This is a genomic window from Parasphingopyxis sp., from assembly GCF_052168295.1.
GTDB lineage: Bacteria > Pseudomonadota > Alphaproteobacteria > Sphingomonadales > Sphingomonadaceae > Parasphingopyxis.
On record NZ_JBQLZN010000037.1, the window covers coordinates 24705 to 37376 of the forward strand.

At 64.7% G+C, this 12672-nt stretch carries 10 protein-coding genes; 5 read left to right on the plus strand and 5 right to left on the minus strand.

Annotation, left to right across the window (positions count from 1 at the left end; all coding sequences use genetic code 11):
* Positions 1–22: 22 nt before the first annotated feature.
* The 4 genes from ACTS1Z_RS06435 to lgt all read right to left on the minus strand — a co-directional run bounded on the left by ACTS1Z_RS06435 (position 23) and on the right by lgt (position 4237).
* Complete coding sequence (locus ACTS1Z_RS06435) at positions 23–1429, minus strand: SLC13 family permease (RefSeq protein ID WP_442623625.1); 1407 nt, start codon at positions 1427–1429, stop codon at positions 23–25.
* A gap of 66 nt (positions 1430–1495) precedes the next feature.
* Positions 1496–2260 (minus strand): peptidoglycan editing factor PgeF, encoded by a 765-nt coding sequence (pgeF, locus tag ACTS1Z_RS06440; protein ID WP_442623626.1) that lies wholly within the window; start codon positions 2258–2260, stop codon positions 1496–1498.
* 68 nt (positions 2261–2328) lie between these two features.
* A complete protein-coding gene (locus ACTS1Z_RS06445; protein WP_442623627.1) occupies positions 2329–3381 on the minus strand; it encodes a class I SAM-dependent methyltransferase in 1053 nt (350 codons plus the stop codon).
* Complete coding sequence (lgt, locus tag ACTS1Z_RS06450; protein WP_442623628.1) at positions 3371–4237, minus strand: prolipoprotein diacylglyceryl transferase; 867 nt, start codon at positions 4235–4237, stop codon at positions 3371–3373. Before lgt ends, ACTS1Z_RS06445 begins: the two co-directional genes overlap by 11 nt.
* Positions 4238–4343: 106 nt before the next feature.
* On the opposite strand from lgt, the gene ACTS1Z_RS06455 reads away from it, so the two are divergent.
* The 5 genes from ACTS1Z_RS06455 to hemH all read left to right on the plus strand — a co-directional run bounded on the left by ACTS1Z_RS06455 (position 4344) and on the right by hemH (position 10016).
* Entirely contained in the window at positions 4344–4925 is a 582-nt protein-coding gene (locus ACTS1Z_RS06455) for an HD domain-containing protein (protein ID WP_442623629.1), read from the plus strand.
* A gap of 60 nt (positions 4926–4985) precedes the next feature.
* Positions 4986–5186, plus strand: coding sequence for a hypothetical protein (locus tag ACTS1Z_RS06460; protein WP_442623630.1), 201 nt, complete (start codon positions 4986–4988; stop codon positions 5184–5186).
* A 58-nt stretch (positions 5187–5244) separates the two neighbouring features.
* Positions 5245–6684 (plus strand): MFS transporter, encoded by a 1440-nt coding sequence (locus ACTS1Z_RS06465; protein WP_442623631.1) that lies wholly within the window; start codon positions 5245–5247, stop codon positions 6682–6684.
* A 96-nt stretch (positions 6685–6780) separates the two neighbouring features.
* Positions 6781–9015 (plus strand): molybdopterin cofactor-binding domain-containing protein, encoded by a 2235-nt coding sequence (locus tag ACTS1Z_RS06470; RefSeq protein WP_442623632.1) that lies wholly within the window; start codon positions 6781–6783, stop codon positions 9013–9015.
* Positions 9012–10016 (plus strand): ferrochelatase, encoded by a 1005-nt coding sequence (hemH, locus tag ACTS1Z_RS06475; protein ID WP_442623633.1) that lies wholly within the window; start codon positions 9012–9014, stop codon positions 10014–10016. The genes ACTS1Z_RS06470 and hemH overlap by 4 nt, the downstream gene beginning before the upstream one ends.
* Here the strand turns inward: hemH and ACTS1Z_RS06480 are convergent.
* Positions 10013–12664 (minus strand): EAL domain-containing protein, encoded by a 2652-nt coding sequence (locus tag ACTS1Z_RS06480; RefSeq protein ID WP_442623634.1) that lies wholly within the window; start codon positions 12662–12664, stop codon positions 10013–10015. The two genes, hemH and ACTS1Z_RS06480, sit on opposite strands and share 4 nt — an antisense overlap.
* Between the last annotated feature and the right edge of the window lie 8 nt (positions 12665–12672).

Genomic DNA, 12672 nt, shown 5'->3' on the forward strand with positions numbered 1-12672 from the left:
CCTCCGCAGGCGCGCATCTCCCTCAACCGGCCATAGCGACGACGCCCCATGTCACGAGGACGATCATCGGTATACCGCAAATATCGAGCAGAAATCCGGATTTCAACATGCTCGGCAGCGCGATGTGATTGGAGGCCCAGGCGATGGCGTTGGGCCCAGTGCCGGAGGGCAGCATGAAGCCCCAGCTCGCGGCCATCGCGGCCGGCATGGCGAGCAGCATCGGGTCCGCGCCCGTCGCCACGATCAGCGCGGCGACGACCGGGATGACGGCGCTTGCCGTCGCGACGTTTGATGCGAATTCGGTGACGAGTACGACGAGCGCGGTAACGGCGAGCGCGATCACGATCACATCCACCGCCTGGAGCGGCTCGAGCGCTTCGCCGAGCCAAGTGCCGAGCCCGGATGCCATGATCCCGGAGGCGAGCGCGAGCCCGCCGCCGAACAACATGATCACGTCCCATGGCGCGCGATTGGCTTCCGGCCATTTGAGCATCGGCCGTCCGCTGCCGTCGGGCAAGACAAAGAGCAGCAATCCGCCGAGGATCGCGATCGTCCCGTCATGGATCGCGCCGTCGGGCAGGTAATCCTTGATGAGGGGCAGCGCGACCCAGCCCGCGACCACGAGCAGGATCACCGGCATCAGCCGTTTTTCCGCGCCCGACCATTCGCCCGGATCGCCGATGGCAGCCTGGGCGGCCGCGGTATCGAATGCCGCCCGGCCGACGCGCTGCATGCGGACGAGGATGAACAGGCAAAGCGGAATGCCGATGGCGACCACCGGCAGGCCGAACATCGCCCAGGTCAGGAAGTCGATCTCCGTCCCGATGGCGCGGTTCATGAGCCCCGCCGCGATGGCGTTGGTCGGCGAACCGACGAGCGTCCCGATCCCGCCGATCGATGCCGAAAAAGCGATGCCCATCAGGAGCGCGCCGGCAAAGCCCTTGGTTTCGCCCTCCGCCACGCCGCCCGCGGCCAGCACGGCGATGGCGATCGGCACCATGATCAGCGTCGTCGATGTATTGGAAACGATCATCGAAAGGATCGCGGTCGCCGCCATGAAGGCGAAGAGCAAGCCCCAAGCGGTCTTGCCCGCGCGCCCGATGATCGCGAGTGCGAGCCGGCGATGGAGCCCGGTGCGTTCGATGGCCAGCGCCAGGAACGCACCGCCCAGTATCAGGAACAATATCGGAGAATAATAGGCACCCGCCACCTCGCCGGTGGTCATCACGCCCATGAAGGGCAGGCTGACGAACGGCAGCAGCGCGGTCGCGGTCAGCGGGAGCGCCTCGGTCATCCACCAGCTCGCCATGAGGACGACCAGCGCGGTGACCCGCCAGGCTTCGATAGGCATGCCGCCCGGCGCGGGCATCATGAGCAGGATCGCAAACAGCGCCAAGCCGCCGAAAAATCCCGCTCTTTTCGCTGTCATCCGCCCCTCCGTAGATACGCGCCTATCATCATTTGGCCCGTCCGCGAAAGCGGCACCGGGACAGGTTTACAAAGCGATCACGGACAATTGCCGGCCATAATCGGGTTCGTTCCGGTGCGTCGCGCGACGGTAGCTGAAGAAGCGGTCCTCATCGGCATAGGTATCGAGGCTCAGAGTCTCGACCGTCTGTACGCCCGCAAAGGCGAGCCAGGCGGCGACATAGGCTTCGAGATCGAAATAATGATGGCCGGGCGCGCCGTCGCGGAAATATTGTTCGTTCTCGGGCTCGATGGCTTCGAAGCGTTTGCGGAACGCGTCGTCCACCTCATAGGAGCCGCGCCCGATGCACGGGCCGATCGCCGCCGCGATCCGGTTTCGCTCGGCCCCCAGCTCTTCCATCGCATCGACGACCGATTTGGCGACGCCCGTCATCGCCCCCTTCCAGCCGGCATGCGCCGCGCCGATCACGCCCGCCTGCTTGTCGGCGAGCAGGATCGGCGCGCAATCGGCGGTCAGTATTCCAAGGGCCAGGCCCGGCCTGTCGGTCACCATCGCATCGGCTTCCGGCCGGTCGTCCTCGGGAATGGCATGGGTCACGCGCACCGCATCGGACGAATGCACCTGGTGCAGCGTCACGAGCGCTGCATCGGACGCGACGGCTTCGACGGCCCGGCGCCGGTTCGTGTCGACATCCGATTTGATATCGTCCGATCCCAGCCCGACATTCAGGCTTTCGTAGATACCCGCGGACGCGCCGCCCGTGCGCGCGAGAAAACCGTGGGCGACATCGCCCAGCGCTTCGGCGCGGATGACTTCGATTTTTGCGACCATGATCTCCTGCCCGGCGATTGTCGGGCCGGTCTTCTTAGCGGCGTTTCCGGCGGTTGCAACGCGGGGATTCAGAATGCCGCCGGAACGGGCCAGTCCTTGCCGGTCATCGCCAGCGCCTTGAAGAGGGTGCCCATTTCGTCGGCCCGCGTGAGGCGATTGCGGGCCGTTATCAGCTCCTCCTGCTGATAGGGCGCGGCCTTTACGAGGGCGGCCGTCCGCGCACCGATGCCGAGCGACTCGAGCCATTGCCCCTGGCCGATCGGGCCGTGCACGGTCAGCCCTTCGCCCCGGCCGACGGCGTCGAGAACGGCGAAATTGACATGGGCCGTCAGATCGCGCTCGCCCGGCTCGGCGAAGACATCGGCATGCTCGTGACGCGATACGGCCTGCAGCGTGTCGCCCGTCGCCAGCCCTTCATAGCCGTAGTCGACGATCAGCGCCGCGCCGCCCTGTTTCGCGATTCGCTGCGCCAGAGCGCGCGCCGCGCTTTCGACGGCGGGCGAGGTTTCGATGATGCTGCCTTCGGGCGCGTCGCGCAGCGGTTCGGGTACCAGATCGTCGAGCGCCGGGCCGGAGCTGACCGGCACGAAGCGATCGTCGCGATGATCGACCATGATCTCGCGCCAGCCCTTATCGGTCTTGAGCACCTGGCGGATCGGCAGCGCATCGAAAAACTCGTTGGCGACTACGAGCAGCGGCCCGGTTTCAGGCAGGCTGTCGATATCGTCGTGCCAGCGGGCCGTGGGGAGGCGCGTCGCCTGGTTCTGGCGCAGAACGGGGCTCGTCTCGACGAGATGGATCGGCGGTTCGAAGCGCACCGCGCGCATGGCGCGCAGCGCATCTTCGGCGAGCGTGCCGCGCCCCGGGCCGAGCTCCACATAATGCGCGTCCTGCGGCGATCCGACGCGCGTCCACAGATCGGTGAGCCACAGCCCGGCCAGTTCGCCGAACATCTGGCTGATTTCCGGCGCGGTGACGAAATCGCCCTCCGCGCCCAGCGGATCGCGGCTCGCATAATAATGCGCATTGGCTTCGGCCATATATTGGGCGAGCGAAATTGGGCCGGTGGCGGCGATCAGTCCGGCGAGCCGTTCGGCGAGCGGTGTGGCCTCAGGCGGCATCTGCCGCAGGCGGCACGGGTTTGACGCTGTCGGCACGCCCTTTCGCGGTTGCGATCAGCCACCCGCCGACGATCAGCATAGGGATCGTCAGCCATTGGCCCATCGAGAGGCCGAGGCTCAGCAGGCCGAGATGCTCGTCGGGCTGGCGGAAGAATTCGACGATGAAGCGCGCCGCGCCGAGGCTCATAAGGAACGCGCCGACCAGCATGCCAGGATAGCGGCGCGCGTCCGTCTTCCAGAACAGGAACCAGAGCAGCAGGAAGATACCGATTCCCTCGAGCCCCGCCTGATAGAGCTGGCTCGGATGCCTGGGCGGGCCGAGCACGGCATTGCCGTTCTGCACCTCGACGAAGCGCATCGCCCAAGAGACGGTCGTTTCGCGGCCCCATAATTCACCGTTCACGAAGTTCGCCATGCGGCCAAAGAACATGCCGAAGGGGATCGTGCAGGCGACATAATCATGGATGCGCAGCCAGTTGAGCTTGTTCTTCCAGGCCATGAACAGGATGGCGAGGCTGACCCCGATCACGCCGCCGTGGAAGGACATGCCGCCATCCCAGACGCGGATGATGTCAGCCGGATTTTCCAGATATTCCATCGGTTTGTAAAAGATCACATAGCCCAGCCGCCCGCCGAGCAGGATGCCGAGCGTCGCGTAGAAAACGAGATCGTCCGCATGGCGCCGGGCCATCGGTGCGCCGGGCTGGGCGATGAGCTTTAGCAGGTACCACCAGCCGACGATGATGCCGGCGATATAGGCGAGGCTATACCATCTGAGCTGGAAGAACCCGAGGTCGAGCGCGATCGGCGAAAGGCCGAGATCCTCGAACCGCAGATACTCGCCGGTCGCGGCCATTATTGGTGCCAGAAAGTCCAAGGCTTTCCCCTTCGCTTTTTTGCCCTCATAATGGTGGCGGACGAAAACGGAAAGCGCCGTCGGCAATCGGCGCAGGAGAGAGACAATGGCAACCCAGGCCCCCGAAGCGGAAGCCCCGGCAAAATCATTCACGCGCATGCAGGACGGCAAGCCCGAACACTGGATGGTGATCGCGAAAGAGCATCAGGATCACTACAAGAGCGATGCGCCGAAGCGCATTCTCAAGCATCTCGAAGATCTCGGCGAATTGACGCTCGGCTTCGGATGCGACCAGTTGCAGCACAGCCTTATGACGGCGACGCTCGCGCGGCGTTCGGGCGCGAGCGACGAGGAAGTCGTCGCTGCGCTGTGCCACGATATCGGCAAGACGATGTCGGTGCCCAATCACGGCGCGATCGCGGCCGAAATCCTGAAGCCCTATGTGAGTGACGATCTCTACAACGTCATCAAATATCACCAGGATTTCCAGGGCGCCTATTATTACAACTATCTCGGCAAATCGACGACGATGCGCGAGGATCACAAGGACAAGAGCTGGTATCCGCTCGCCTGCAAGCTGGTCGACGAATGGGACGCCCCGGCCTTCGATCCCGATTTCGAGGTGGACAGCCTCGAAAGCTTCGAGCCGGAAATCATGCGGGTCTTCGGCACGCCGAAAATGATGTGACGCAGATTGGATTGCGTCGCGAGGCACCGGCGGTCTGGGCGATGATGAGGGGATAGCAGCATGTCCGACTTCGCCGTAGCCGTCAGTTGCGCAGCAGGCCTGTTGCTGCTCGCGGCATGTCAGACCACCCCCACGGCCGCGCAGCTCGAGCGGGGTTATGTCACCGATTTCGCAAGCTGCGCCGCGGCTGGCCATCCGGTCGTTCAGGGCTATCCGCGCCGCTGCCTGCACAACGGGCAGTATTTCGTAGAGGATAGCTGACATAGCGACCGAAGCGCCGTTTGGCGGGGATGTCGCCTCGCCGGTTGCCGCCAAGCCGGTGGCGCATCACGGCGAAGGCGGCGCGCTGGGCAAGACGGGCTTTGCCTGGGCGATCTTCGAATGGGCGCGCAATCCCTATTATATCCTGATCGTCATCTACATTTTCGCGCCCTATTTCGCGCGCGATATCGTCGGTGCGGACATATTGGCGAGCGGCGAACTCGCCGGCATGGACGCCGAAACGGCGCAGCAGACGGCGAATGCCCGGGGGCAGGCGGCCATCGCATCCGTCACAAAATGGGCCGGGCTCATCGCGGCGCTGACCGCACCCTTCCTCGGCGCCGCGCTCGATCGCGGCGGGCGGCGCAAGCCGATCCTCGCCGTCATGCTCGGCACCATCGCCCTCATGTCCTGGCTGCTCTGGTATGCGATACCGGGCGAGGAAGGCCTGCCGACCGGCGTCGTGATGGCGATCCTTGTCGTCGCCTATGTCAGCTACACCTATTCGGAGGTTACGCATAACTCGATGCTGCCCGCGGCGGGGCGGCCCGAAGCGCTGCCGATGATCAGCGGGCTGGGTTTGGGGCTCGGCAATCTTGCGGCGACGCTGATGTTTATCGCATTGGTCGGCCTGTTCGCGCTGCCGGGCAGCATCGGCTGGCCCTTCGCCGAACCGCAATTCGGCTTCGATCTCGCGCGCTACGAACATATGCGGATCGCGGGGCCGCTGTGCGGTGTGTGGCTGGCGCTCTTCGCGATCCCCTTCTTCCTCTACGCCAAGGACCCCGGCCGCCCCGGCGCGAGCTGGACCATGGCGACGATCGACGGCGCGAAGAGCGTCGTGCGGACGGTGCGCGAGGCGGCGCAATATGCGCAGCTCATGAAGTTCCTGATCGCGCGGATGTTCTACGCCGATGCCATGGCGGCGTTGCTCGCGCTCGGCGCGGTGTATGTATCGCTCTTCCTCGGCTGGGGATTTCTCGAAATGACCGGCTATGCGATCTTCGCCTCGGCCTGGGCGTTTCTCGGCGGGCTGGTCGGTGGCTGGCTCGACAATAGAGTCGGCGTGAAGATGGCGCTTATCCTCGAAATTCTCGGCATGGTCGCAGTGCTCGCGCTGCAGCTCTCGGTCACGAACGAGACGCTGTTCTTCGGCCTTGTCGACAATTACCAGGTCTGGGAGGGGCTGGTATTCCAAGACCTTTCCGATCTCGTCTATCTGGGCCTCGCCGCAGTGCTGGCGGTGACTGCGACGGCGAGTATTTCCTCGAGCCGCACCATGCTGGTTACGCTCGCCCCGCCCGGGCGCGCCGGTGAGTTTTTCGGGCTCTATGCGATCGCCGGTACGGTAACGGTGTGGCTCGGCCCGCTGCTCGTTCAGGTCTTCACGACCGCCTTTAACAGCCAGCGGATCGGCATGGCGTCTATTGCGATACTCTTCGCCATCGGCCTCGCATTTCTGGCCTTTGTGAAAGTCGAAGCTGCGCATAGGGCATAGGCCGTCCGCAGCGATTCCGGTCGGATCCAAACCCTTTCCCGCCCTGTTCTCCGGGGCGGCTAGCGTCATCGTGCGCCAGTCTCTACAGAGCCTTGCATGTCGGAGAAGTCCCGCTTTGGAATCACGCGCCGCCGCGTCCTGATCGGGGGCGGGGTCGGTGCCGGCCTTGCCGTCGCCTGGGCCATTTGGCCCCGCCAATATGTCCATAATCTGATCGCCAATGAGGGCGAGACGATCTTCAACGCGTTTCTCAAGATCGGTGAAGACGGCAATGTGAGCGTCGTCGTGCCGCAGGCCGAAATGGGGCAGGGCGTCTGGACTGCACTGCCGCAGGCTTTGGCCGACGAACTCGGCGCGGACTGGCGCACGGTCGGCGTCGAAACCGCGCCGATCAACCCGCTCTACGCCAATGACTTCCTCGTGACCGGCGAGGCCGAGGACGGGTTTTTCGGATCGATCGGCCAGTGGGCGGTGCGCGAATTCGCTGTCCGCAACGCGCTGATGATTACCGGCGGGTCGACCTCCGTGCGCGGTTTCGAACAACGGTTCCGCGAGGCGGGAGCGGCCGCGCGCGCCGTGCTCTGCAAGGCGGCAGCCGCGCGCTGGGATATCGATTGGCAGGCCTGCGACACGGCCGACGGGTTCGTCACCTATGGCGAGCAGCGCTTGCGGTTCGGTGAGCTTGCGGCGGAAGCGGCCGACTATTCCCCGCCCGGCACGCTTGAGTTGCGCAATCCGTCCGGCCGGCCGATCACCGGCCAGTCCGTGCCGCGCATCGATCTGCCGTCCAAGGTCGATGGCTCGGCGCGTTACGCGGGCGATGTGCGGCTGCCCGAAATGGTCTTCGCCGCCGCGCGCCAGGCGCCGTCGCGCCAGCATCGGCTCGCCGCGGTCAATCGCGATGCGGCGAACAATGTGTTCGGCGTGACGGCTATCGTCGAGAATCCGCGCTTTGCCGCGTGCGTCGCGACCAATTGGTGGGCGGCCAATCGCGGCGTCGAAGCGCTGGCGCCAGAATGGGAGAGCGAGCGCGAGACCGTCACCGACGATGCGAGTATCGATGCGGCGCTGCAGTCGGCGCTGGATGGCGATAGCGGGCGGCGCTTCGTCGACGAAGGCGATCTCGCCGCCGCGTTCGGCACGTCCGGCGCGCATCGCGCCACCTACGATGTCGGTCTCGCTCCGCACGCCGCGATCGAGCCGTTGACCGCGACCGCCCGCGTCGCCGGCGACCGGCTCGAGATCTGGGCGCCGACCCAGGCGCCGGGCCTGATGCGCGCAGCGGTCGCCGAGGCCATCGGCTATAGCGAGAGCCAGGTGACCATCTATCCGATGCTGCTGGGCGGCGCTTTCGGGCGCAAGATCGAGCATGACGCGGCGGTGCAGGTCGCGATCATCGCGCGACGGATGAACCGGCCCGTTCAGCTCACCTGGTCGCGCGAGGAGGAAACGCGCAGCGATTATTTCCGGCCCGCCGCGCGCGGACGGCTGACGGCCAAGCTCGCGCCGGACAATACGATCGCCGCCTGGCACACGCGCATTGCGGCACCGGCGACGAACAACCAGATGTTCCAGCGGATCATGCCAAACATGCTGATCGGCGAGGTCGACGAACCCGAAGCCGGCGCGGTGGAAGGCGCGCGCCCGGCCTATCGCATCCCGAATATCGCCGTGGAGCATATGCCGGTCGATATCGGCGTCGAAACCGGCATCTGGCGGTCGGTCGGCCATAGCTACACGGCCTTTTTCACCGAATGTTTCATCGACGAACTCGCCATACGGGCGGGCGTCGAGCCGCTGTCGTTTCGCATCGCCATGCTCGGGGATTCGGCGCGGCTGGCCCGCTGCCTGACCCGGGCCGCGACGCTGGGCGGCTGGGACGGCGGCGAACAGGGCGGCGGCATGGGACTCGCGGCGCATAGCTGTTTCGGCAGCCATGTCGCGCTCGTCGTGCGGCTCGGCATTGGCGACGATCAGCGGCCCGTGCTGCAGAATGTCGCTGCCGCCGTCGATTGCGGCCGGATGGTCAACCCGGAGATCGTGCGTCAACAGATCGAGGGCGGCATCGTCTTCGGCATGTCGCAGGCGCTGGGGCGCGCGATCGGCTATGCCGATGACGAGCCGACCGCGATGAACTTCCCAGATCTCGGACTGCCGATCCTCGCCGATATTCCGGACATCGAGATCGAACTGATCGAGAGCGACGAGGAACCGGGCGGCGTCGGCGAGATTGCCGTACCGCCCGTGGCGCCCGCGATCGGCAACGCGATCTATGCGGCGACCGGCCAGCGGTTGCGCTCCTTACCCTTCGTCGTGGGCGGGGTGGCATGACCGAAAAACCCGATTTCCACCCGGATATCGCGCCGCCCAAGGTCGGTGTGCTGCTCGTCAATCTGGGTACGCCGGACGAACCGACCGTGCCCGCGGTGCGCCGGTATCTGGCCGAGTTCCTGTCCGACAAGCGGGTCATCGAAATCCCGGACATATTCTGGAAGCCGATCCTCTATGGCCTCGTCTTGAGCACTCGCCCACGCCGGTCCGCCGCCGCCTACGCCAAAGTGTGGATGGAAGAGGGATCGCCGCTCGCGGTCTATACCAAGCAGCAGGTGGAGGGGTTGCAACAGCGCCTCGGCGATAGCGTGCATGTGAGTTACGCCATGCGCTACGGGCGGCCCGGCATCGGTTTCCGCCTCGAACAGATGAAGGCGATGGGCTGCGAACGTATCCTGCTGGCGCCGCTCTATCCGCAATATTGCGGCGCTACGACGGCGACGGCGGTCGACGAGGCCGGGGCAGAAATCGCCGAGATGCGTTGGCAGCCGGCGCTCAGAACGCTGCCGCCCTATCATGACGATCCGGCCTATATCGATGCGCTGGCTGCGTCGGTCGAGGCGGGGCTGGCGGGCCTCGATTTCGAGCCCGAAGCGCTGATCGCGAGCTTTCACGGCATGCCCCGCCGTACGCTCGAACTCGGCGACCCCTATCACTGCCAGTGCCAGAAAACGTCTCGCCTGCTCAGCGAAAAGCTGGGCCGGCCGCTCTTCACGAGCTTCCAGTCCCGCTTCGGCAACGCCAAATGGCTTGAGCCTGCAACGGCCGATCTCCTGAACGCGTTACCGGAAAAGGATATCCGTAAGGTTGCGATTTTCGCGCCGGGTTTCTCGGTCGATTGCCTGGAAACGCTGGAGGAACTCGCGATGGAAGGCCGGGACGATTTCCGCTCGGCTGGCGGCACCGATTTCGCCTATATCCCCTGCCTCAATGCGAGCGCACCTGGCATGGAAATGCTGGAGGCGATCATCCGGCGTGAGCTTGCCGGCTGGATCGACTAGCCGGACGCGGCGCGCAGCACGGAGCGTTTGGGCTTTTCATTCGAATCGTTGAGGCGCTCCAGATCGAAGTTGCGGGCGAATTCGACGCCGATCCGTTCCTTGTCCGACCAGCGGACCGTGCTCTTGAACATCTGGCCTTCGATGATCTCGATCAGAACGTCCGTACCCGCGTCGATATCGCCTAATCCTTCAACCATGGCGCCCGTGGCGGAGATGTTGCGGACGACGCCCTTGCGATTGCCGCCATCGACTTCGAGATTGGCCGACCGGAGGATGCGGCGGCGCGGGCTGCGGCTCGCCCGATGCCCTTGCGCGGTCGCCACGCCTTTGTCTTCGCCGAGCTGTTTGAGGACTTCCTCGTGCGGCATCGGCTTGCCGTAGATATAACCCTGGATGTGCGAGCAGCCGAGCTGTTTGACCAGTTCGATCTCGTCTTCCATCTCGACGCCTTCGGCGGTGGTCTCCATGTACAGCGTCTCGGCGAGCGAGACGATGGCCTTGATGATCGCGGCATTGCGGTTGCCGACGACGGCCGCACCGCGGATGAAGGACTGGTCGATCTTGATCTTGTCGAAGGGCGCCGTCTTCAGATAGCCGAGCGCGGAATAGCCGGTGCCGAAATCGTCGAGCGCCAGGCGCACGCCGATCCGCTTCAGCGTCTTGAACATGGTGACCGGGTCGGCATCCTCGTCGAGAAAGACGGACTCGGTCAGTTCGAGCTCGAGCCGTTCGGGCGGGAGTCCGGCATTGGTGAGTGCGCTCGTGACGATCTTCGGGAAATTCGGATTGGCGAACTGGATCGGCGACACATTGACCGCTACGCGCGCATTGCCCGGCCATTTGGCGGCATCTTCGCACGACTTGCGCAAAATCCACTCGCCGATCTGCTCGATCAGCCGGATGTCCTCGGCCACCGGTACGAAATCCTCGGGCGAAATGGCGCCCCGGCTCGGATGGTTCCAGCGTACCAACGCCTCGTATCCCACAATCTTCTCGGTCGTCGTGCTGACCTGCGGCTGATAGGCGACATGCAACTCGTCTTTCGACAGTGCGATACGCAGATCGTCTTCCACGCGTTTGCGCTTCTTCGCCCCGGCGTGCATTTCGCGCTCATAGAAGCGGTGCACGCCGCGGCCATCGGCCTTGGCAGCATAGAGGGCGAGATCGGCGTTGCGGACCAGCTCTTCCGACGTCTTCCCGTTCTCCGGTGCGACCGCGATGCCGATCGAACAGCCGATCGTCAGCGTCACGCCGTCGATCATATAGGGCTGCGAGAGTTCGCCGATAATCTGCCGCGCGAGCTCGGCGGTGTTTTTGGGATTGACGAATTCCGGCAACACGACTTCGAACTCGTCGCCGCCGAGCCTTCCGACCATGCCGAGATCGCCGACGACCCGGAACAGGCGTTTCGAAACCTGTTTGAGGAGCTCGTCGCCGACCGGATGACCCATGGTATCGTTGACGACCTTGAAGCGATCGAGATCGAGTAGGAACAGTGCGACATCTTCCACGCTGTCGCCATTCTCACCCAGTGCGCGCTCCAGCGCGAGCCGCATTTCCTGCCGATTGGCAAGACCGGTCAGCGCGTCATAGCGGGCGAGGCGATTGGCCTCGGCTTCGGACCGGCGTTTTTCCGTGAGATCGGTGCCGCTGCCCGCATAGCCGCGGAACTGGCCGATCTGATCGATGATCGGGCGGCCCGAGATCGACCACCAGAGCTCTTCATCTTGGACATTTGCCTGCACGGTTACGTCGGTGAAGGCGCTGCGGGTCGAGAGGTGAAAACCCAGGGTCCGTTCGCCATCGAGCGATCCACCCTCGCTGCGGATCAGCGAGGTGAAAGGCTTGCCGATCAATTCCTGGCCCGGGCGGCTGAGTGCGCTCGCCAGGCGCGGCGAGAGATAAATCAGCGCGCCGCTGCGATCGGTTTCCCAGAACCATCCATTGCCATTGGCTTCGAACTCCTCGAGCAGGCGGTTGGCGCGCAGCGCCTTGCGGTCGGCTTTCTCGCGCATGCGGCTGTCGCGCGTGTCGAAACGCGCATTGACGCGGCTCGCGATCCAGAAACAGAAAAGTGCGACAGCGCCGACGGCCGCCACCCGATAATCGCCGTAAAGAACCGTTCCGGTCACGAAAATCGCGGCAAGAAAAACGAGCGCCGTCGCATGCATCGAAATCAGCACCGTGAGCATGAGTATCGCACTCATGCCGAGCGCGATCATGCACAGCCAGCCCGCGACGCTTTCAGTCAGCGGCACGATCTGCCCCGCGAAGAGCGTCAGGCCGACGCCGACCGTCGCGGCTAACGGCAGAGACAATAAGGTGACCAGATGCGGTTTGGCGCGTTTGAAGAACCCCGTCCGGCTGACCAGCAACGCTGTGACGCAGATGCCGAACGTCGTGCCCGCATAGACGCCGATCCAGGCCGCAAGGTCATAAGCTCCGGCGAAGATTGCGGTGGTCAGCGCGACGATGATGGCCGCAAGCTGCGCGGCGATGACGGCCGGCCACATCGCCACGACGCGTTGGATCTTGCGGATCTGGTTTTCGGTCTCGAACGGGCTATCGGCCGCCGCAAGCCCCATGCCCACGGCCCAGCTCGATTGCCGATCATCCTCGGCCTCGCCCACAACGCTCCTCAGGTCCATGGCAGATC